The following is a 22,618-nucleotide window of genomic DNA, read 5'->3' as shown; positions in this document are numbered from 1 at the left end:
AATGAAAGAGTTTCATCACATAAGTGAAATACTTACAACCACCGGGCCATCGCCCGGTGGCATAAACTCACAACCGCTATTTCTGTTCGGGTTTTTTATCGCCCGATTCTGGTGCGTTGGTCGGATCGTCTTTTTCTTTTTCGTCAACGTTCAGATTTACGAATAATTTCATTATGCCTCCTCAGTGTCTGGGATATTTTCAGCAGTAAAAGTATGGTTCAGGCTGCCGATTTTGTCATACAGAAAAATCTTTATCAGGATTTTCCGGGCATAGCGCGTTATGCCGTCACGCTTATTTGCCGCTGCGTTTAAACCCACCGGGAATAATCAGGGATATATCATATTATTTATTTTGCGCCGTACTTATTGCGGATCTTAATTATTTTCAGGCTGTAACGTTTAAATAATGACCGTGGGTTCAGGATTGTTCTGATACAAAACCCCACGTTTCATTTTAAATATAAAGAGGATTGCAATTCATGTTTTGTTGTTTCCGTTAACACTTTGATACTTAACCATCAACCTGGTAATGGAGATTATTATGTTTTCGCATTGGCTGGTTCATAAAAAAGGCGCGATAAACGATCTTTTTTTCCCGGTACGTATTGGCAATAAGCTCTGCCTGATCCTCCGTAAAGGCGGCGTGATATATAAGCCAGCCAGTTGGCTAAAAAAGGAAAAAAATCATCTTTTCAGGCTGAATAAATTTTAAGTGTTCGGGCTTCACCTGCGCCGCGAAAAAACGCATCGTGCAGCGCGACCTGATTTCGGCCACGGTGTTTTGCGGAATAAAGCGCGGTATCCGCCGCGCTGTATAACGACTCAAAATCGCTACCGCGCATTCCGAGGCTAACGCCGATGCTGGCAGTGACCAGTTGATCCGGCATCACGTCCAGCGGCGAGGCGTTCAGCGAAGCGTGAATATAACCCGCCGTGATCATGGCGTCCTCAATTCGCGCGTTGGGCAGCAGAATGGTAAATTCTTCACCCCCAACCCGGCCAATAGCCGCAAACTCCGGCACCGCGCGGCGGACCCGTGCCACCAGTGAACAAATCACTTTATCGCCCATCGGATGGCCGTGTTCATCGTTGATCCGTTTGAAATGATCGATATCCAACAGGATCAGCGCCACATTGCCCTGAGCCAGCGCCTGGTTGATCTGATTGATGATGGCGCTGCGGTTAAATACCGCCGTCAGAGGATCGTGCGTCGCCTCGTATTCCAGTTGTTTTGCCAGCTGTTGTAGCTGTTCGTTGATACGGTTTAACTCGCGTTCCGCGCGGTCGCTGCGGGAAATGAGCCGGTAGGATTCGCGGATCAGGCGCTGATAGCGCAGGGCCAACACCAGCAACTCTTCGCGGCAAGCGTCCGCTGGCAGCGAGGCGTTGGCGGCAGCTTTCCGCGCCTCCTCCAGTACCGAAAATTCGTCCCTGAATAATTCATTAATATCTAACATGCGCTCAAATCCGCAATCAGCGTGACGTTCAGCGCCGGGAAATCAAGGCTCAGTTCCTGGCCGAACTCTTCGGAAATATCATCCTCGGCATCGTAATACCAGTGCAAATAACACGGCTTTCCGGCCTGCGCAAAGCGGTTCAGCGCGTCAAAAAACTCAAACAGCAGTTTGGTGCTTGAACTGTTGAAATAGCTCAGCGCCACGTGAACCGCCACGGGGTGCGGAACGGCGCTTTCCTGAAGCCATGTCTCAACCGCCTCCAGCAGCGGACGAAAAAACGCAGCGGCGTTTTCAGGGTAGGCTTCACCTTTGATCATCAGGCAGCAGCCCGGAAAATCAAAATGGACTTCCGGGGTAGAGTGCGTGGCGGCAAGCGCGATGGACGGCGTTAACGTAGTATCAGTCATGGCAAAAGGTTGCCTTCAGGTGGAAGGCGGACAACGGGCTGGCCGCCAGTGGATGTAAGCGATATTCCAGCGGTTCGCTGGTGTCTCGCGCCATAGTCAGCAAGCCGATATTCGCGCCTTTGCTGGTCGGTGGCGCTTCGCTGCGCAGGCCCTGTTTCCAGGCCTGTTTAATTTCGTCCTGCGTCATGCTGCGCAAGACTTCAAGGTTGGTCTGGAGTAACGATGACGTCTCTTCGCCCACCAGATTGGCGGTTTCAAGGTAGTAATGGCGATGATCGGTGTGGAAGCACAGCGAGCCGAAGCGCAACTCTTCCTGCCCGGTACACAAATAGCGTTCGTCCGACGAGTAGCGGACAATGTTCTGCCCCATCTCGACGAACACAGAAAACAGGCGACGGCGAATGGCCGATGAGGATTCGTGCTTATCCAGCCAGACCCGAATGACCTCCCCCATCGCAATAATGTTCTGTTGAGAAAAATAGCCGGTATAAAACAGTGCGACGTCACTGTGACGCGACAACCCAAACAGGGGCATCAGCACCGCTTCTTTTACCTGAATGTCGTTCATTTTCATCTGCATCTCACCAGCGGAAGCCAAACCATGTCATGTCGTCCCGGCACATCTGCTCGCCCTGCCAGCTTTTTAACGCGGCCAGCAGCGCGTCGGAACGCTGCGCCATCGGCTGCGCGCGCGCCTGCAACAGCAGCGCCTGGATGCGTTTTTTGCCAAACATGATCCCGCGCTCGCCGCCAATCTGGTCGGTGACGCCGTCGCTAACAATCAGCAACTGATCGCCGCGCCTGAGCGGGCACTGATGGCGCTGCCACTTGTAATCCGAGGGCGTATCGGTATAGCCCAGGCCTTTGCGGTCGCCGCTCAGTGTCGTGACCGCATCCGCCTCGGCTGCCAGTTGAAAAGCGTGCATCTGGGCATTGGCCCATACCAGCCTGCTGTTTTCGGTATCAACAAACAGCGCGATAGCGTCGCAGCCGTCGTTAGACTGGCTTTTCTCTGCGCTGGGATGGAGCTGGCTCAGGGTGTGTTTAATGTGCTGGTTGATGATGCTCAACAGCCGCTCAGGCTCATGGGGCGGTACCTGATTCAGCGCTTTTTCCAGCGCCGAGGCGAAAATAAACGTCATAAACGCGCCCGGCACGCCGTGCCCGGTGCAATCGGCCACCACCTGTAGCCAGCCGTGCTCGAACGGGTAAAAGGCGTAGATGTCGCCGCCCACGCAGTCGCGTGGATGCCAGTACAGGCACCAGTCGTCGAGATGGGTTTCCATCGACTGGCGCGAGCGGTTAAGCATTGATTCCTGGATCACCCGCGCATATTCGATGCTCTGCATAATCTGCTGGTGCTGCTTCGCCTGGAGATCAGAAACGGTTTTAATCAGATCGATACCCAGCCCGATGCCCACATAATGCCCATCATCGGTGAGAATAAAGCCTTCCGTCACCGCTTTATCACCGGTTTCGATTACCCGATCCGCCAGATAATCCAGCCCGGCGTTGACCTCAACGATCAGCGGCGTTTTATCCATAAACGCGATGCAGCTTTTCTGATCGTACAGTTCATGAAAGAACGGGCGGCTCATCTGAGAAAGAAAAATATGGCGGTTGATCATGCCAATGGGCCGGTTCAGTTCCAGTACCGGCAGGCCAATCAGCGATTTATGGTGATTAAACAGCGCCATAACCTGCTGGTTATTGGACGAAGGTGTCACGTGCGGCACCACGATACGCAGCATCCCTGCGTTCAGCTCGCGTGACGAAGAAACCATTGCCAGGGGTAAATCCATGATGGGTGATGACTCATTACCGTAAGAATTATCTTAGGGTAAGAGCCAATTGTGACAGTTTTATCTCAGCGACGCGGTCTGGCTAAAATCAAGATAAAATAATCCCTTAAAGCAAATCTCGCCTGTTGAACACTACGGGTAAAAGCGCGCCATCATCAGCATCAGCAATGGCGTCGTCACCGTGGAAAGCACCGTGGTCAGCAGCATGCTGGTCGCCGTTGCGCCCTGTAGCGCATTGAATTTTTGCGCCATCAGATACACGTTTACGCCCACGGCCATCGACCCCAGCAGTACCACTACCTGGCTTTCCTGCTGCGGCAGATGCAATAAAATTGCCGCCCCCCAAACCATTAGCGGCATTACGATGAGCTTTAAAATGCTGATTGCCGCGCTCTCGCGCAGGCCGTGGCGGATTTTGTAGCGCGCCAGGCTCATACCCAGAGTGACCAGCGTCAGCGGTGCGGAAACCTGGCCCAGCAGGGTGACGGGCGAATCGATGATATACGGCAGCGGGCGACGCAGAAGGCTCCAGGCGAAGCCGGTAAAGATGCCGATAATGATCGGATTACGCACCACGTTAATCAGCGTTTTCACGATGCCGCGCAGGGAAAAGCTACCGCTTTGCGCCCACTCCACGGAGACCGTCACCAGCGTCCAGAGGATCAGGCTGTTAAACACCAGCACCAGCGCCACTGACGGCAGGCTGGCCTGGCCCAGCAGAATAATCGCCACCGGAATGCCGAGCATGACGTTGTTCGAGAAAATCCCGCCGAGGCTGAACACCGACGAGGAAACCGGATCGAGATGGAACAGATGTTTTGCCACCAGACGGCCAATAAAATAGACCACGAAGCAGCTACCAAAAAAGGCAATCAATAAGCGCATGTCCACCGGCGGGCTTTCGTAGAACTTGCTCATGACCTTAAACAGCATGCACGGCAGCGCCACGGTAAAGCAGAAGCGGTTGAGCCCTTCTGCTACCGAATCCGGCCAACCGGCGAAGCGCCCGATGCCATATCCCGTCGCCATTAATAAAAACAGCGGTGCCGACAGCACAACCTGATGTGAGAGTTGCCCGAAGAAGCCGATCGATTCCATTCTTATCCCTGCCAGAAACATTAAGCTGATAATTTTTTAATCGTTTTTTGTCAGTATAAGGGATTCGGATCGGTGCGTCAGGTGACGTTACGCCTGGCGGATAATTTTGTGCATTTGCCTGGCGGCGACCAGCGAACCTCGCCGCGTTAGCCTGCACGCGCGTTTTATCGACCGGCAATACCACCCAAAAGGCAAAATAAAAACCACTGCGCTGAATCGAGTCATAATGATCGTTTACAGGGTGCTATTTTCAGAATAAACAGTGATTCGTTGCGGCATTATCACGGGTAAAAGACGCGCTTATTTTTTCAAATAACAGCGGTGCCGCAGAATATTTAACAATTCGCCGCCAATTAAAAAAGCAAAACGGATGAATAATTTACCCATCAAAAATACTCCCTTTTAAGTATATTTTTCTACACGCCAACGCTTGCCGATTTACCGTTAAAAAATAACCTTAAAGATTTAGCTTAAAGTGCATAATTTTCAGAATATTAGTGCCATTTAATTTTCACTTTCGCCTTTTAAACCCTTGTACCCCGCCATTTTTAACCCGTGCTCAAAATTTAAACCGTTTTAACAACACTATTTGAGATCACAAAACGCCCACCCCTCGATAACACTCACCCTACAAATTGACCTTGAACAAAAATAGACCTTTTTGTCTGTGATAATTTTCGCACGGCAATTTCTGCAATGTGGTGCTTTTCCTACACCCAACACCCGGGAAGTTTCTCCGGCCAATAACTAACCATTAATGAGTAATTAATTTTAGTTAGCGGCAGGATTATTTAACTGGCATCACCCTTTACCAATAAAGAAGAAGAGAAAAATAACTTCTGTTTCTGGTTAAGGAATGAGGTTCAAAACAAAATTATTCACCATCACATGGGGTAAACAATGGATGTGAATCGCAGGCAATTTTTCCGGATTTGCGCCGGTGGCCTGGCAGGTACCACCGTTGCCGCTCTGGGATTTGCGCCCAAAACGGCACTGGCGGGTATTCGCGACTATAAATTGTTGCGCTCTACCGAAACCCGCAATACCTGTACCTATTGTTCCGTTGGCTGCGGATTATTGATGTACAGCCTCGGCGACGGCTCATTAAACGCCAAATCCGCGCTGTTCCACGTCGAAGGGGACCCGGACCATCCGGTAAGCCGCGGCGCGCTGTGCCCGAAAGGCGCAGGCTTGCTGGATTATGTCCACAGCGAAGGCCGTCTGCGCTACCCGGAATACCGGGCGCCGGGCTCGGATAAATGGCAGCGTATCAGCTGGGACGACGCCTTCAACCGCATCACGCGGCTGATGAAAGAGGACCGCGACGCTAACTTTATCGAGCAAAATGCGGCGGGCACCACGGTGAACCGCTGGGTGTCTACCGGTATGCTGTGCGCGTCTGCCGCCAGCAACGAAACCGGGATGCTGACCCAAAAATTCGCACGTTCCTTAGGGATGGTGGCGGTAGATAACCAGGCGCGCGTCTGACACGGACCAACGGTAGCAAGTCTTGCTCCAACATTTGGTCGCGGTGCGATGACCAACCACTGGGTTGATATCAAAAACGCCAACGTCGTGATGGTGATGGGCGGTAACGCCGCTGAAGCACATCCGGTGGGTTTCCGCTGGGCGATGGAAGCGAAGAATAAAAATGACGCTACGCTGATTGTGGTCGATCCGCGCTTTACGCGCACGGCATCGGTTGCGGATCTCTACGTCCCTATTCGGTCCGGTACTGACATTACGTTCCTGTCAGGGGTTTTGTTGTACCTGATTGAAAACAACAAAATTAACGCCGAATACGTTAAGCATTACACCAACGCTAACCTGCTGGTGCGTGAAGACTATTCCTTTGAGGATGGTCTGTTCAGCGGCTATGACGCGGAAAAACGCCGCTACGATAAAACCACCTGGAATTATCAGTTCGACGAAAACGGCTATGCCATGCGTGATGAGACGCTCACCCACCCGCGCTGCGTCTGGAACCTGCTGAAAACGCACGTTTCCCGCTATACGCCGGACATGGTTGAGAACATCTGCGGCACACCGAAAGCAGACTTCCTGAAAGTGTGTGAAGTGCTGGCTTCCACCAGCGCCCCGGACCGTACCACCACGTTCCTGTATGCCCTGGGCTGGACGCAGCACACCGTCGGCGCGCAAAACATCCGCACCATGGCGATGATCCAGTTGCTGCTCGGCAACATGGGTATGGCAGGCGGCGGCGTGAACGCCCTGCGCGGTCACTCCAACATTCAGGGTCTGACCGACCTCGGCCTGCTGTCCACCAGCCTGCCGGGTTACCTGACGCTGCCGTCGGAGAAACAAGCCGATCTGGAAAGCTATCTGAAGGCCAATACGCCAGTGGCGACGCTGCCGAATCAGGTGAACTACTGGAGCAACTATCCCAAGTTCTTCGTCAGCCTGATGAAGTCGTTCTACGGCGATGAGGCGCAGAAAGAAAACCAATGGGGTTACGACTGGTTGCCGAAGTGGGACCAGGTTTACGACGCCATGAAGTACTTCGACATGATGGATCGCGGCGAAGTGAACGGTTACATCTGCCAGGGCTTTAACCCGGTGGCGTCCCTGCCGGATAAAAACAAGATCGTCAGCCGTCTCAGCAAGCTGAAATACCTGATCATCATTGACCCGCTGGTCACGGAAACCAGTAATTTCTGGCAGAACCACGGCGATATGAACGACGTCGATCCGGCGAGCATTCAGACCGAGGTGTTCCGTTTGCCGTCGACCTGTTTCGCAGAAGAGGACGGTTCCATCGCTAACTCCGGCCGCTGGTTGCAGTGGCACTGGAAAGCGGCGGACGCCCCTGGCGAAGCGATGAACGACGGCGAGATCCTCGCGGGCCTGTACCATCGCCTGCGCGAGATGTACCGCAGCGAAGGTGGCAAAGGCGTGGAGCCGCTGCTGAAGATGAGCTGGACGTACAAACGCCCGGATCACCCGGAATCGGCGGAAGTCGCCAAAGAAAACAACGGCGTGGCGCTGGCGGACCTTTACGATCCGAACGGCAACCTGCTGGCGAAGAAAGGCGAGCTGCTGAGTTCGTTTGCGCTGATGCGCGACGACGGCACCACCGCGTCTTCCTGCTGGATTTACGCCGGGAGCTGGACCGAGAAAGGCAACCAGATGGCGAACCGCGACAACAGCGATCCGTCCGGTCTGGGCAACACGCTGGGTTGGGCATGGGCGTGGCCGTTGAACCGCCGCATCATTTACAACCGCGCGTCCGCCGACCCGATGGGTAATCCGTGGGACAGCAAACGCATGCTGATCAAATGGAACGGCAGCAAGTGGGTCGGGAACGATATCCCGGACTACAACACCGCCGCGCCAGGCAGCGGCACCGGTCCGTTTATCATGCAGCCGGAAGGGCTGGGCCGTCTGTTCGCCATCGACAAAATGGCGGAAGGCCCGTTCCCGGAACACTACGAGCCGATTGAAACGCCGATTGGCACCAACCCGCTGCATCCGAACGTGGTGTCTAACCCGGCGGCGCGTTTGTTGCCGGAAGATGCCAAACGTATCGGCGATCGCAGCGAGTTCCCGTATGTGGGCACCACGTACCGTTTAACCGAACATTTCCACACCTGGACCAAGCATGCGTTGCTCAACGCTATCGCCCAGCCGGAGCAGTTCGTGGAAATCAGCGAAACCCTCGCGAAAGCGAAAGGCATCGCTAACGGCGACACGGTGAAAGTCAGCAGCAAGCGCGGGTTTATCCGTGCCGTTGCGGTGGTGACGCCGCGTCTGCAGGTTCTGAACGTGGACGGCAAGCAGGTTGAAACCGTGGGTATCCCGCTGCACTGGGGCTTTGAAGGCACCGCGCGTAAGGGCTACCTGGCGAACACCCTGACGCCGCCGGTCGGTGATGCTAACTCACAGACGCCGGAGTACAAGGCGTTCCTGGTTAACATTGAGAAGGCGTAAGGGGCGAACTCATGTCAATGCAATCTCAGGACATTATTAAACGTTCCGCCACCAACGGAATGACCCCGCCGCCTCAGGCGCGTGACTTTAAGGAAGAGGTCGCGAAGCTTATCGATGTGTCCACCTGTATCGGCTGTAAAGCCTGCCAGGTGGCGTGCTCGGAGTGGAACGACATCCGCGCAGAGGTCGGTCACTGCGTGGGGGTCTACGACAACCCGACGGATTTGACCGCCAAAGCCTGGACGGTGATGCGCTTTAGCGAAACCCGCGCCAACGGCAAGCTGGAGTGGCTGATCCGTAAAGACGGCTGTATGCACTGCGAAGATCCGGGCTGCCTGAAGGCGTGCCCGTCTGCGGGTGCCATTATCCAGTACGCCAACGGTATCGTCGATTTTCAGTCGGAACACTGCATCGGTTGCGGTTACTGCATCGCGGGCTGCCCGTTCAACGTGCCGCGCCTCAATCCGCAAGACAACCGGGTGTACAAATGCACCCTGTGCGTCGACCGGGTGAGCGTGGGCCAGGAGCCAGCGTGCGTGAAAACCTGCCCGACGGGCGCGATCCACTTCGGTACCAAGAAAGAGATGCTGGAAGTGGCAAGCGAGCGCGTGGAGAAACTGAAAAAACGCGGCTACCAGCATGCGGGGATCTACGACCCGGCGGGCGTTGGCGGCACGCACGTCATTTACGTGCTGCACCACAACGACCAGCCGGAGCTGTATCACGGCCTGCCGAAAGATCCGCAAATCGATACGCCGATCAGCCTGTGGAAAGGGATCCTCAAACCGCTCTCCGCCGCGGGCTTTATCGCGACCTTCGCCGGTCTGATTTTCCACTATGTGGGCGTCGGTCCGAACAAGGAAGTCGATGACGACGAAGAGGAGGAGCACCATGACTAAGAAAAGTAAGATGATCGTTCGGACCAGCTTTATTGACCGGGCGTGTCACTGGACAGTGGTGATCTGCTTTTTCCTGGTGTCGTTATCGGGTATCGCGCTGTTTTTCCCGACCCTGCAATGGCTGACCCAGACCTTCGGGACACCGCAGATGGGGCGTATTCTGCACCCCTTCTTCGGCGTGCTGATCTTCTTCGCGCTGATGTTTATGTTCGTTCGCTTCGTCAAACATAACATCCCGGATAAGCAGGATTTACCCTGGCTGAAGAACATTGTGGAAGTGCTGAAAGGCAACGAACACCATGTGGCCGATGTAGGTAAATATAACGCCGGGCAAAAAATGATGTTCTGGAGCATCATGAGCATGATTTTCGTGCTGCTGGTGACCGGCATTATTATCTGGCGTCCGTACTTCACGCACTTCTTCCCGATGTGGATCGTGCGCTGGAGCCTGCTGGTTCACGCGCTGGCAGCCATCGTGCTGATCCACGCGATCCTGATCCATATGTATATGGCGTTCTGGGTTAAAGGATCGATTAAAGGCATGATCGAAGGGAAAGTCAGCCGTCGCTGGGCGGCTAAACACCACCCGCGCTGGTATCGCAAAGTTCAGAAAGCGGAAGACGCTCAGGAGTAACGAGCGGGCTTCAAAACAAAACGGCGCCTTGATTAAGGCGCCGTTTTTTTATGGCATTTTTCCAGAATTAATGGAAATGGGAGTGACCGCCAAAACCTTCTGAACGGCTGTTGTCGCTGCCATAACCGTGGCCGCCGAACGCATGGGAATGGGCGTTCTCCGCACCACGGCCTTCGTGGCCGGCACGCATGCCGTTATTGCCTGTGCCGTTATTATTCCCTCTACGCGTTGAGGTAACAAACGCGCTGACGAACGGCACGCTGATTTGCGCCTGCGGATTGACTTTAGCGATTTCACCTGCGGTGGTTTGATAGGTTTGATCCCCTATCGTGACGCTTACCGGGGTATTAGCCGGAATATTATCCGCCGCCTGTTTAATGTCGCTGTTAGTTTGAGGTGCAGACGGCCCCATTAGCGCAGCCTGCTGCTGGGCGATAGCATTACGGTAAGCAGCAGGATCGATGGTAGGTACATTCGGATTTTGCGGTTTTGCAGTCGGCCCAATCAGCGCAGCCTGCTGCTGGGAGATCAGGTTGCGGTACGCCGTTGCATCAATAGTGGGGACTTTCTGGGTTTGCGGCGTTGGGCCCATATTTGCTGCCTGCAATGCCCGGATCTGGGTACGGTAATTGGTGCCATTGACCTGTTGCTGGGTTTTGGCAACCATATCCGCTGCGAATCGCACATCACTACGCGCGATGTTTGCCTTTTTCTGCGCAGCCATTACGTCTTGTTCTGCCTGAGTCAGGGCTAATCCGCTGATTTGGCGATCATTGTTAGGGATATTAAAATTATTGAGTGCGTCCTTTTCAGCCGCTTGCGCCTGATGAACAGCACTGAGTTGAGCTTTATAATTACGTTGCGCCGCATCCTGGAATGATTGCGCACCTGCTAAATTCGCTACCGCATCATTAAATGCCGTGCTTTTATCGGCAGCGTTCACACTTCCGCATGAAAGCGCAATAAATATTGAAAGAGGAATGGTAAAATTCTTCTCAAACATAATAATAACCTTTGTAGTAACGAGCTTAACAACCTCTCCCAAATCGGGAGAGGACTTTTTTAAAAAGTAAAAATAAGAAAATATATTTTACTCAACTTGACGAAAATTGAAACAGTGATTCATTTCTTATGGAGCATTATTCTGAATTAAGTTGTAACACCCGGCATAACGATCCGATACGCCTCTACAAAGCACATCATTTCGCTTAACCACTTGGAATTATCAGCATTTTATAAATTCGGCGTTTATGGCGCTTTTGTTTACCCCGCGTTAATCTTCTCGCGTTTAATTAATTTTATGTTGTTTTAGCTAACAACTACTATTTATTGAAATAACGCAAAGACCTTCTCTTATTAACATTCGTTTTATTTGCACACTAATAATCCATACAGAAATAAACGCTCCTTGTTATCTCTTCACTATTCAGCGGGATAATATTCTCTTTACCCTTAATGATTATTTCCGCTGAAAATAAACAAAATGTGATCACTCGCCCGTGGCTTACTGTGTATGCTTTTCGGGAGAAAAGGCGTACAGGAGCGAATGATGGATAAAGCAAAGCGCATTCTGCTGATAGAAGATGATGAAGATATCGCGCAGTTGCTCCAGTTGAATTTACGCGACGAGGGCTACCTGATTACCCATGAAAGCCACGGCGGGCGCGCCCTTGAGCGGCTCGAGCAGCACGCATGGGATGTGGTGATCCTCGATCTGATGTTACCGGAGGTGGACGGGCTGGAGATTTGCCGCCGCATCCGCATGATGACGCGTTACCTGCCCGTCATTATTATCAGCGCGCGGACCAGCGAAATGCACCGGGTATCGGGCCTGGAAATGGGAGCGGATGATTACCTGGCAAAACCTTTTTCCGTACTGGAACTGGTGGCGCGGGTCAAAGCGCTGTTGCGCCGCCAGGAAGCGATGGCGATGAATTTGCGGCTTGATGCCGGTACGCTCTCTTTACATGGATTAACTATCGACCCGCTGGCACGCGCCGTAAACCTGCACGGTAAGGGTATTGAATTAACGCCGCGCGAATTCGATCTGCTGTATTTCCTGGCCCGACATCCCGGCACCGTATTTTCGAGACTGGATTTACTTGAGCAGGTGTGGGGATATCAGCACGACGGCTACGAGCATACGGTTAATACCCACATTAACCGGCTACGCATCAAAATCGAACGCGATCCTTCCGAACCCGAATACATTCTTACCGTGTGGGGCAAAGGGTATAAATTTACCACTGTCGGCCCGCAGGGAAGTGACGATGCGTAACCTCAGCCTCAGCCAGCGCCTGACGCTAATTTTCACCACGCTATTGTTGCTGTGCGCCATGATGATTTGCTGGATGCAGTTACGCAGTAATACCCAATATGGCAACACCATGGTGCAGCAGCTCTCTGCTAATTTAGCCAGCCAAATCGTTGCCCGCGAAAAACTGATGGATGATCGGGGCGAGATTAACCGTGAGGGTCTGAAAGGGCTATTCGACCGGTTAATGACGCTGAATCCCAGCGTGGAACTCTATTTACTTTCCACCGACGGGCAGCTAATCGCCGATGCCGCTCCTGCTGGCCACATAAAACGCCAGTCGGTTGATATAAAACCGTTACACGCGTTTATCGACGGGCAGGATTTGCCGCTTTACGGTGACGATCCGCGCAGCAGCGATCGACAAAAAGTTTTTAGCGTCGCCCCCATTCAGCACAACGGGCGTACCGTCGGCTATTTGTACATCATCTTGCAGGGCGAAAAACTCAACAGCCTGGCGCAGCAAGCCTGGAACAACACGCTGTGGCAGGTCATCGTATGGACAATCATTCTGGTCACGGCGCTGGGGCTACTGGCAGGTACGCTGGTGTACCTGTGGGTAACGCGCCCGGTGCGCCAACTGACTCAACTGGTGCGCACGCTGGAACAGGACTCCATCAGCGCCATAAAAGCTATCGCGAAACTCGACCCGCAGCGGGAACAGGGCAACGAGCTGATCCTGCTGCGCAATACATTCATTGAACTGTCGCGCCAGATTTCCAGCCAGTGGGACCAGCTGGCGAACAGCGATAGCCAGCGGCGCGAGTTTATCGCCAATATCTCCCATGACTTACGCACCCCACTCACCTCTTTATTAGGTTATCTGGAAACACTGTCCCTGAAAGCCGGATCGCTGACTGAAGACGAAGCCCGTACCTGGTTACAAATTGCGCTGCGCCAGGGCAACAAAGTGCGCCGCCTTTCCCAACAGCTTTTCGAACTGGCGCGGCTGGAGCATGGCGGCATTAAACCGCAACTGGAGCCGTTCTCGGCAGCAGAGCTGGCACAGGATGTGATGCAAAAATTCGAGCTGATGGCCCAGACGCGCCAGATAACGCTGCGCCTCGATGTGCCGCCTAAGCTGCCCGCCGTTAACGCCGATGTTTCGATGATTGAGCGCGTCTTCACGAACCTGCTGGATAACGCGCTGCGGCATACGCCAGCGGGCGGCGAAGTCACGCTTCGTTTATGGAATGCCCGCGACCAGATAGTCGTGGAAGTAGAGGACAACGGTGAAGGCGTTCCCGAACCCTTACAGGCGCAGCTGTTTGTCCGGCCTTCAGCACTGAGCAGCGAACAGTCCCGCCAGGATCGCGGCGGCTTGGGTCTGATGATTGTTCATCGGATGCTTCAGCTCCATCGCTGCGATATCCGGCTAACCGATAAAACGCCCGGTGCCTGCTTTCGGTTTTCGCTGCCTCTGGTGGGGTAGCGCTACTCGCTTAACGCCTGGGCGCAGGCCCAGGCCGACGCCCAGGCCCACTGGAAGTTATAGCCGCCGAGCCAGCCGGTGACATCCACCACTTCGCCGATGAAATAGAGCCCCCGCACATCGCGGGCTTCCATGGTGCGTGACGACAGCGCGTGGGTATCCACCCCGCCCAGGGTCACTTCGGCAGTGCGATAGCCTTCGGTGCCGTTCGGCTGCACCTGCCAGGCGGTAAGCAGTTCGACTAACGCGTCCTGCTGGCGTGCATTGAGTTGCTTCAGCGTACAGTCGGGGATTTGCTCCATCTGCTGGAGGATTTCAATCAGCCGCTTCGGTAGCTGCATCGCCAGGGCGTTTTTCAGGCTTTGGTTCGGATGAGCATTACGCTGCTCATCAAGAAACCCATTCAAATCGCCATCGGGCAGCAGATTAATCGTGACCTTTTCACCCGGCTGCCAGTAGCTGGAAATTTGCAGAATAGCCGGACCGGAAAGCCCGCGATGGGTGAACAGCACGTTTTCACGAAACACGGTGCCATCCTGCGCACTGACGACAGACGGCACGGAGACGCCGGACAGTACCTGTAGCGCCTCCAGCAGCGGTTTATGCAGAGTAAAAGGCACCAGCCCGGCGCGGGTCGGCAATACCTTCAGGCCGAATTGTTCCGCCACTTTATAGCCAAACGGCGACGCGCCCAGTCCCGGCATGGAGAGCCCGCCGCTGGCAATCACCAGTTTCGGCGTCCGCACGCTGTCGCCGTTAAGCGCCAGCGTGTAGCCCTGCTCGTCGCGCTCGATGCTCAGCACTTCGCTGCGCAGGCGCATCGTAACGTTGCCCTTCTCGCACTCCGCCACCAGCATATCGACAATCTGCTGCGCGGAGTCGTCGCAAAACAGTTGACCGAGGGTTTTCTCATGCCAGGCGATACCGTGTTTACCCACCAGATCGATAAAATCCCACTGGGTATAACGCGCCAGGGCGGATTTGCAGAAATGGGGGTTGGCGCTCAGGTAAGCCGCAGGTTCGACATACAGATTGGTGAAGTTGCAGCGCCCGCCACCGGACATCAGGATCTTACGGCCCGGCTTTTTACCGTTGTCGATAAGCAACACCCGCAACCCCACCTGCCCGGCCTGAGCCGCGCAAAATAAACCCGCCGCGCCTGCGCCGACAATCACTGCATCAAACTGTTCCACACCCTGCTCCCCTGATATTAAGGCTGCGAATTGTAAAGTTTCTTAGCTGGTCGCACCAGCGATAAGCCCCTGCAAGAATGCAGCCAATTGTTTTATAAAGGGTAAATCTTTTCAATTGATGACGTTAAGCGACGTAGCATCAAAAAAAGTCTATATTTCACTTTGCCCCTGCCGCGAAAGTCCCTGATAATGCGGCGCGTTCATGTCCTCAAGATGGCGTAACGTCTATGCTACATTTATTTGCCGGCCTGGATCTTCATACCGGTCTTTTGCTTTTGCTTGCTCTGGGCTTTGTCCTGTTTTATGAAGCCATTAACGGCTTTCATGACACAGCGAACGCAGTTGCAACCGTAATCTATACGCGAGCGATGCGTTCGCAACTGGCTGTTGTCATGGCAGCGGTGTTTAACTTCCTCGGCGTACTGCTGGGCGGGTTAAGCGTAGCCTATGCCATTGTTCATATGCTTCCCACCGATCTGTTGCTTAATGTAGGTTCCGCACATGGCCTGGCCATGGTGTTCTCTATGTTGCTGGCGGCGATCATCTGGAACCTCGGCACCTGGTATTTGGGTCTGCCGGCATCCAGCTCCCACACCCTGATTGGCGCGATTATCGGTATTGGTTTAACCAACGCCCTGATGACCGGCACATCCGTTGTGGACGCGTTAAACATCCCGAAAGTGATCAACATCTTCGGTTCCCTGATTATTTCTCCTATCGTCGGTCTGGTGTTCGCAGGCGGCCTGGTGTTTTTGCTGCGTCGCTACTGGAGCGGCACTAAAAAACGCGCCCGTATCCACCTGACGCCTGCCGAGCGTGAGAAAAAAGACGGCAAGAAAAAACCCCCGTTCTGGACCCGTATCGCGCTGATCCTGTCAGCCATTGGCGTGAGCTTCTCTCACGGCGCTAACGACGGCCAGAAAGGCATCGGCTTGATCATGCTGGTACTGATTGGCGTGGCCCCGGCGGGATTCGTGGTAAACATGAATGCCTCTGGCTACGACATCACCCGTACCCGTGACGCCATCAACCACGTTGAAAGCTATTTCCAGCAGCACGGCGATGCCATCAAGCACGTGATTGATATGAATCCGGTCATCCCGACGCCGGAAGAGGTGAAAAGCCAACCGCAGGAATTCCACTGTGACGCCAACCGCGCCATGCTGGCCCTCCAGCGCGCTAAAACCATGCTGACCGGCCTTGAGAGCTACGACAAGCTGAGCATTGACGAGCGCAGCCATATGCGCCGTATGCTGCTGTGTATCTCTGATACCGCTGATAAAGTGGCTGGCCTGCCGGAAACCTCTAAAGATGACAAACGTTACCTGAAAGAGCTGAAAGCTGACCTGCTCTACACCATCGAATACGCACCGGTGTGGATCATTATGGCGGTGGCGCTGGCATTGGGTATCGGCACCATGATTGGCTGGCGTCGCGTTGCCACCACCATCGGTGAAAAAATCGGTAAGAAAGGTATGACTTACGCTCAGGGGATGTCGGCGCAGATGACTGCGGCGATTTCTATCGGGGTGGCGAGTTATACCGGTATGCCGGTGTCCACGACGCACGTGCTGTCGTCGTCCGTAGCCGGGACCATGCTGGTTGACGGTGGCGGATTACAGAGCCGAACGGTGAAAAGCATTCTGATGGCCTGGGTGTTCACCCTGCCGGCCTCAATTGCGCTCTCCGGCGTGCTGTACTGGATTTCGTTGCACTTTATCTGACAGCGAGCGTTAGCCATTAAAAAAGAGCGGGCATTGCCCGCTTTTTTTATTAGTGCCATATCATCATGGCGATGAGGCAGACCGTTACAAGGCCGCACAACGCACTGGTTAAAATAAAATGACACCGGACTCGCTCACAGCGGCGGATGAATTCGTCGTCATGATGATCGCGGTAACGTTGAGCATAAATGTACCAGACCAGTCGCATTTGCTTATTTGGCTGACCATGGGATGTGAAAAAACCACTGCCGTCTACATACTGGTAGAGCAAGGGATCACAACCACGAAGCACCACAAGCAGCGCACGCAACGATGAGAAGTAGCGCGCCATATTGACGACGCATACCACACATAAGGCCCAAAACAGCGCAACAGTGCTTATCATAACACCTCCCCGGCGATAGCCACGGAGACACCCCCCGGACGACCGCACCCCCGATACCAAGTCAGTCAACTCGTTCCAAATGAGAGAGATACCAAAAGTCGATCGGGTTCACATTTATTTACCCGACTGACTCATTTAATAGTGTAGAAGATCAGGTTATTTTTTTGCCACATCGTTCTGGTCAATCATTCGTGATAATTGTATTTCGATTTAGAATGAATGCGGACACAGCGGATTGACGGATTTCTTCCTGGGCGATAAGGTAAAAAGAGACCGTTATGCTTAAGTCTTTCTATATCCTCATGCTTCAGGCTGAAGGATATCGTTTACAGGTTCCCGCGAGAGCGGTATGCAGGACGCGGGGCAAGGACATCATCGATAACCTAAAGCGTTGTCTGATCCATTGTCATCGACATCTTATGGAAGGAGTAAAAAATTATGGCTTACAAACATATTCTTATCGCAGTCGACCTCTCGCCTGAAAGTAAAGTGCTGGTCGAAAAAGCCGTATCTATGGCGCGCCCGTATAACGCCAAAGTTTCACTGATTCATGTCGATGTAAATTACTCCGATCTCTACACCGGCCTGATTGATGTGAATCTGGGCGATATGCAAAAACGCATTTCCGAAGAGACTCACCATGCGCTGAGCGAGCTGTCCACTAACGCCGGTTACCCGATTGCGGAGACCCTGAGCGGCAGCGGCGATCTGGGCCAGGTGCTGGTCGATGCCATTAAAAAATACGACGTCGATTTAGTGCTGTGCGGCCATCATCAGGATTTCTGGAGCAAACTGATGTCGTCTGCTCGTCAGCTGATCAACACCGTGCACATCGATATGCTGATTGTGCCGCTGCGCGATGAAGAAGAGGAATAATCGCCCTTTCTCGCTGCCCACGCCCGCTTATGCGGGCGTTTTTATTTCCGCCCTGCCAACGTAAATCACTGACTTCAATAAATTCATTAGTGTGATCTGCCGCTGCGATCGTTTTTCTCCAATATAATACCCTGATTTAAAACTCATTCTCGGCATTACTGGCCGATAAATGACAAAGCGGCGCGATCCTGACGCCGCGTACATACTTTTACTGGCGTCACCTTAAGGCAACGGAAAAATGAACAACTCTGCACCTGTCGGCTTACTGCAACAGCCGAAACCCTTTTTTATGATCTTCTTTGTCGAACTGTGGGAGCGCTTTGGCTATTACGGCGTTCAGGGCATTCTGGCGGTGTTCTTCGTCCAGCAGCTCGGCTTCTCGCAGGAACAGGCTTTTGTCACTTTCGGGGCATTCGCCGCGCTGGTGTATGGCCTGATTTCAATCGGCGGCTACGTTGGCGACCATCTGCTGGGCACTAAACGCACCCTGGTGTTAGGGGCAATCGTGCTGGCGATCGGCTATTTTATGACCGGCCTATCGCTTCACCAGCCTTCGCTTATCTTTATCGCCTTAGGGACCATCGCGGTGGGTAACGGGTTGTTTAAGGCCAACCCCGCGAGTCTACTGTCCAAATGCTATCCGCCGAAAGATCCCCGTCTCGATGGCGCTTTTACGCTGTTTTATATGTCGATCAATATCGGCTCGCTGCTATCGCTGTCACTCGCGCCGGTAATTGCCGAACGCTACGGCTATGCGGTGACCTACAACCTGTGCGGCATTGGGCTGATTATCGCGCTGCTGGTCTACTTCGCCTGCCGGGGCATGGTGAAGCACATCGGTTCTGAGCCGGACCACGCGCCGATGAGCTTCAAAAATTTGCTGCTGGTACTGGTGGGCACGGTCGCCATGGTTTTCCTCTGCGCCTGGCTGATGCATAACGTTATGGTCGCCAACCTGGTGCTGATCGTGTTATCCATCGTGGTGATTATTTTCTTCTTCCGTGAAGCGTTCCGGCTGGATAAAACCGGGCGCAACAAGATGTTTGTGGCCTTCATTCTGATGCTGGAAGCGGTGCTGTTTTACATTCTGTACGCCCAGATGCCCACTTCGCTGAACTTCTTCGCCATCAACAACGTGCACCATGACATTCTCGGTTTCACCATCAACCCGGTGAGCTTTCAGGCGCTGAACCCGTTCTGGGTGGTAGTGGCGAGCCCGGTGCTGGCGATGATTTACACCCGGCTGGGCAGCCGGGGCAAAGACCTGACCATGCCGATGAAATTCACCCTCGGGATGTTCCTGTGTGCTCTCGGCTTCTTAACCGCCGCTGCCGCAGGCATGTGGTTCGCCGATGCCCAGGGGCTGACGTCGCCGTGGTTTATTGTGCTGGTGTATCTGTTCCAGAGCCTGGGCGAACTGCTGATTAGCGCGCTGGGGCTGGCGATGGTCGCCGCGCTGGTACCGCAGCATCTGATGGGCTTTATTCTCGGGATGTGGTTCCTGACCCAGGCCGCCGCGTTCCTGCTGGGCGGGTACGTCGCCACCTTTACCGCGGTCCCGGAAGGGATCACCGATCCGCTGCAAACCCTGCCGATTTACACCGGTGTGTTCAGCAAAATTGGCCTGGTGACGCTGGGCGTGTCGATAGTGATGGCGATTATGGTGCCGTGGCTGAACCGGATGATTGCTACGCCGGAAGAGAAAATCTAAGGGAGTGTGGGCGCAGGCGATACGCTGCCGGCGCCCTTTTTAACTTACAGCGACTGATGCTTAGTCTCATGCGTCAGCAGCAACGCAATCAGCGTCAGCGCCGCCATCGACGCCAGATAAACCCCGACGTAAAACAGCCCGTAGTTCGCCTGTAACCAGGTGGCGATATACGGCGCAACGGAAGCCCCAAGAATCGACGCCACGTTATAAGAGAACGACGCCCCGGTATAACGCACTTCGGTCGGGAACAGCTCCGGCAGCAGCGCGCCCATCGGGCCAAAGGTCAGGCCCATAATGCTCAGGCCAATCAGCAGGTAAGCCATCACCATCGCCGGGTTGCCGGACTGCAACAGCGGCGGGAACACGAACAGCGCAAACAGAATAATCAGCGTGGTAATCACAATCATGCTCTTACGGCGACCGAATTTATCCGCCAGCACGCCAGCAATCGGCACCATCACGCCAAACCCGATCACCGCCATCATCAGCATCCACAGCACTTCGTTGCGCGGGAAGCCCAGGCCATTCGGCACTGCTGCGGTACTGAAGGTCATTGAATAGACCGTCATGATGTAGAACAGCGTATAGGTCGCCAGCATGATAAAAGTGCCCAGGATGGTGACGCGCAGATGTTTGGTCAGCAGCGTGCCCAACGGGACTTTCACCTGTTTGTTGGCTTTGGCGATTTTGGCGAATACCGGCGTTTCATGCAGGGAAACGCGCACATACAGACCAATCAACACCAGCACGGCGGAGAACACGAACGGCACGCGCCAGCCCCATGACATAAACTGCTCGTCGGTCAAAATCCACGACAGCAGCAGAAAGGTGCCGTTGGCGAAGAAGAAGCCGATAGGCGCACCCAGCTGTGGGAAAGAGCCGTACAGCGCGCGTTTACCGGCAGGCGCGTTCTCGGTGGCCAGCAGCGCCGCGCCGCCCCACTCACCGCCCAGACCCAGACCCTGGCCGAAACGGGCCAGGGCCAGCAGCAACGGCGCTAACACGCCAATGGTTTCGTAGCTGGGCAGCAGGCCGATCACTACCGTGGAAATACCCATGGTTAACAATGAGGCCACCAGCGTGGCTTTACGCCCAACGCGATCGCCAAAGTGCCCAAACACCGCAGAACCGATAGGACGCGCGATAAACGCGATGGCAAACGTCGCCAGCGACTGTAGCGTGGCGGCAGTCGGGTCGCCCTGCGGGAAGAAAATATGGGGAAAAACAATAACCGCCGCAGTGGCGTAAATGTAGAAATCGAAAAACTCGATGGCGGTGCCAATGAGTGATGCGACAACCACTTTACTGCGTGAGTTAACCGGAGGTGCGTCGTGATCAACGGATGTCGTGATGGATGCTTGCATATATTTTTCTTATTTATGTGAAACGAAATTGCATATTACGCATAGCAAAAGCCACATTTCAATGCGGCACAAAACGTGAAGTTGTTCAGAAAAGCGGCAAAAAGAGGATAATTTTCAGGCTCGCAATTTCACTTCTATGAAATGCTTCACACAAATTTTAAATCAGCATGAAAAACCAGAAATTGGTTAAATAAAAGTTACGGAATGGATTTATCGTCTAAAACGCTGGCTCGGGCTGAAGTTTTTTGCGTTTTACTCCAGCCCGGCCTGTTTATCGGTGGGATTTACCCGGCATCCGCTTGTCGTCTTTGTACTCTGCGGTGGCAATCCAGGCCGCGCAAAACAGCGTCAGACGGGCGAAGAAATAGAAGAACGCCATAATCCCCAGCACCGAGCCAAACGCCGCGCCGGAGGGCGAAGTCATCAGCGATGGCAGCGTCCAGGTCATAATGATTTTGATCACCTCAAAGCCCACGGCAGCCAGAATACTGCCGCGGATCAGCGCCTTTTTACGCGGGCGGTGGCGCGGCAGACGCCAGAAGATCCAGAAGAACAGCAGGAAGTTGGCGCACATCGAAATCGCCAGGCCAATCAGTTGCCAGACAGGTTTGAGCCACGGGATATAGTCGAGATACAGCCAGCGGATAATCATTTCCTGGGCCGCACCCGCCACGGACGTGATGGAAATGGTAATAATCAGCGCCACCAGCAGGCCAATCAGCGAGACAAAATCGCGCAGGTATTTTGCCCACCATTTTTCTTCATCCTGAGCGGTGCGCTCCCACACATCGCGCGACTGGGCGCGGATCGCCTCGCGCAGGTTGCCCATCCAGTTCACCCCGGAATAGAGCGCGACGGCGAGCCCGACGATCCCCACGGTGGTGCGCTGCTGTACGGCGGTATTGATGGTGCTTTTCAGGGTAGTCGCCAGCGTCTGGTCGCTGACGTTCATCAGGATCTTATTGAAAATGTCCTGCAACAGCGTCGGATGCGACGCGAGAATAAAGCCCGCCGCCGCGAAAGACACCATCAAAATCGGGATCATTGATAAGAAAGAGAAATAGGTTATTGCCGCGCCAAACTGGTTACCCAGCCGGTCGTTGAAGCGTTCCGTGGCCCGAATAATGTGGGCGATCATCGGGCGGCGCTCCAGTTTTTCTACCGTCTCGGTCACTTTGGCAATCGGCCCCTCGCCTTTGTCGCGGCTATCTTCCTGTTCAGGATGATCTTTTTTCGCCTCGTCAGACCGGGTATCCAGTTGGGGCACCGGCTTATAATCCAGATCGTTGGTCGGGCGTTTCGGGGTATTCTCCGGGGTTGTCATCGAACGCAATTCCTTGTCAGTGATAAGCATCATGGGAAAAGTATAGACTT

Annotated in this window: 18 protein-coding genes; 8 read left to right on the top strand and 10 right to left on the bottom strand. The window is 54.0% G+C overall.

The window, feature by feature from the left end:
- Positions 1-692: 692 nt before the first annotated feature.
- From ACVV26_RS01155 to ACVV26_RS01135, 5 genes are all read right to left on the bottom strand, one after another.
- Positions 693-1,457, bottom strand: coding sequence for a GGDEF domain-containing protein (locus ACVV26_RS01155; protein WP_474799633.1), 765 nt, complete (start codon positions 1,455-1,457; stop codon positions 693-695).
- The gene (locus ACVV26_RS01150) at positions 1,451-1,864 is read right to left on the bottom strand and encodes a DUF1987 domain-containing protein (RefSeq protein ID WP_474799632.1); all 414 of its coding nucleotides are present in this window, start codon (positions 1,862-1,864) and stop codon (positions 1,451-1,453) included. Before ACVV26_RS01150 ends, ACVV26_RS01155 begins: the two co-directional genes overlap by 7 nt.
- Positions 1,857-2,438 (bottom strand): SiaB family protein kinase, encoded by a 582-nt coding sequence (locus tag ACVV26_RS01145; protein ID WP_474799631.1) that lies wholly within the window; start codon positions 2,436-2,438, stop codon positions 1,857-1,859. The genes ACVV26_RS01150 and ACVV26_RS01145 overlap by 8 nt, the downstream gene beginning before the upstream one ends.
- A 7-nt stretch (positions 2,439-2,445) precedes the next feature.
- Complete coding sequence (locus ACVV26_RS01140) at positions 2,446-3,666, bottom strand: SpoIIE family protein phosphatase (protein WP_474799630.1); 1,221 nt, start codon at positions 3,664-3,666, stop codon at positions 2,446-2,448.
- A gap of 132 nt (positions 3,667-3,798) precedes the next feature.
- Complete coding sequence (locus tag ACVV26_RS01135) at positions 3,799-4,764, bottom strand: AEC family transporter (protein WP_474799629.1); 966 nt, start codon at positions 4,762-4,764, stop codon at positions 3,799-3,801.
- A 900-nt stretch (positions 4,765-5,664) separates the two neighbouring features.
- Here ACVV26_RS01135 and fdnG point away from each other — a divergent pair.
- The 3 genes from fdnG to fdnI are packed head-to-tail and all read left to right on the top strand — an operon-like array spanning position 5,665 to position 10,245.
- Positions 5,665-8,712 (top strand): formate dehydrogenase-N subunit alpha, encoded by a 3,048-nt coding sequence (gene fdnG / locus ACVV26_RS01130; RefSeq protein WP_474799628.1) that lies wholly within the window; start codon positions 5,665-5,667, stop codon positions 8,710-8,712.
- A gap of 11 nt (positions 8,713-8,723) precedes the next feature.
- Positions 8,724-9,611, top strand: a complete 888-nt coding sequence (gene fdxH / locus ACVV26_RS01125) for a formate dehydrogenase subunit beta (RefSeq protein WP_312982063.1) — start codon at positions 8,724-8,726, stop codon at positions 9,609-9,611.
- Positions 9,604-10,245, top strand: a complete 642-nt coding sequence (gene fdnI / locus ACVV26_RS01120; protein WP_312982064.1) for a formate dehydrogenase-N subunit gamma — start codon at positions 9,604-9,606, stop codon at positions 10,243-10,245. The genes fdxH and fdnI overlap by 8 nt, the downstream gene beginning before the upstream one ends.
- 67 nt (positions 10,246-10,312) lie before the next feature.
- On the opposite strand, the gene ACVV26_RS01115 is transcribed toward fdnI, so the two are convergent.
- On the bottom strand, positions 10,313-11,188 hold the full coding sequence (locus ACVV26_RS01115; protein WP_474799627.1) for a hypothetical protein: 876 nt from the start codon (positions 11,186-11,188) through the stop codon (positions 10,313-10,315).
- Positions 11,189-11,794: 606 nt separating this feature from the next.
- Here ACVV26_RS01115 and ACVV26_RS01110 point away from each other — a divergent pair.
- Entirely contained in the window at positions 11,795-12,523 is a 729-nt protein-coding gene (locus ACVV26_RS01110) for a winged helix-turn-helix domain-containing protein (protein ID WP_474801681.1), read from the top strand.
- Positions 12,516-13,991: a sensor histidine kinase gene (locus tag ACVV26_RS01105; RefSeq protein WP_474799625.1), complete on the top strand. Its 1,476-nt coding sequence runs from the start codon at positions 12,516-12,518 to the stop codon at positions 13,989-13,991. The genes ACVV26_RS01110 and ACVV26_RS01105 overlap by 8 nt, the downstream gene beginning before the upstream one ends.
- Before the next feature lie 2 nt (positions 13,992-13,993).
- Here the strand turns inward: ACVV26_RS01105 and ACVV26_RS01100 are convergent, their stop codons facing one another.
- Positions 13,994-15,184 (bottom strand): BaiN/RdsA family NAD(P)/FAD-dependent oxidoreductase, encoded by a 1,191-nt coding sequence (locus ACVV26_RS01100; protein ID WP_474799624.1) that lies wholly within the window; start codon positions 15,182-15,184, stop codon positions 13,994-13,996.
- Between the two features lie 227 nt (positions 15,185-15,411).
- Here ACVV26_RS01100 and pitA point away from each other — a divergent pair, with 227 nt between their 5' ends.
- Entirely contained in the window at positions 15,412-16,908 is a 1,497-nt protein-coding gene (pitA, locus tag ACVV26_RS01095; protein ID WP_312982071.1) for an inorganic phosphate transporter PitA, read from the top strand.
- A 49-nt stretch (positions 16,909-16,957) separates the two neighbouring features.
- Here pitA and uspB read toward each other — a convergent pair whose 3' ends face one another.
- Positions 16,958-17,293: a universal stress protein UspB gene (uspB, locus tag ACVV26_RS01090; protein ID WP_161658676.1), complete on the bottom strand. Its 336-nt coding sequence runs from the start codon at positions 17,291-17,293 to the stop codon at positions 16,958-16,960.
- A gap of 438 nt (positions 17,294-17,731) precedes the next feature.
- Here uspB and uspA point away from each other — a divergent pair, with 438 nt between their 5' ends.
- Together uspA and dtpB are read left to right on the top strand one after the other, a co-directional pair.
- On the top strand, positions 17,732-18,169 hold the full coding sequence (gene uspA, locus ACVV26_RS01085; RefSeq protein ID WP_312983007.1) for a universal stress protein UspA: 438 nt from the start codon (positions 17,732-17,734) through the stop codon (positions 18,167-18,169).
- A 238-nt stretch (positions 18,170-18,407) separates the two neighbouring features.
- Positions 18,408-19,880 (top strand): dipeptide/tripeptide permease DtpB, encoded by a 1,473-nt coding sequence (gene dtpB / locus ACVV26_RS01080; protein ID WP_474799622.1) that lies wholly within the window; start codon positions 18,408-18,410, stop codon positions 19,878-19,880.
- A 44-nt stretch (positions 19,881-19,924) separates the two neighbouring features.
- Here dtpB and ACVV26_RS01075 read toward each other — a convergent pair whose 3' ends face one another.
- Together ACVV26_RS01075 and yhjD are read right to left on the bottom strand one after the other, a co-directional pair.
- Entirely contained in the window at positions 19,925-21,244 is a 1,320-nt protein-coding gene (locus ACVV26_RS01075; RefSeq protein ID WP_312983011.1) for an MFS transporter, read from the bottom strand.
- A 271-nt stretch (positions 21,245-21,515) separates the two neighbouring features.
- Complete coding sequence (gene yhjD / locus ACVV26_RS01070; protein ID WP_474799620.1) at positions 21,516-22,568, bottom strand: inner membrane protein YhjD; 1,053 nt, start codon at positions 22,566-22,568, stop codon at positions 21,516-21,518.
- Positions 22,569-22,618: the final 50 nt, after the last annotated feature.

The organism is Atlantibacter sp. MEI4A-1023 (genome assembly GCF_056155425.1).
This window is presented reverse-complemented; position numbering and strand designations above follow the sequence as displayed.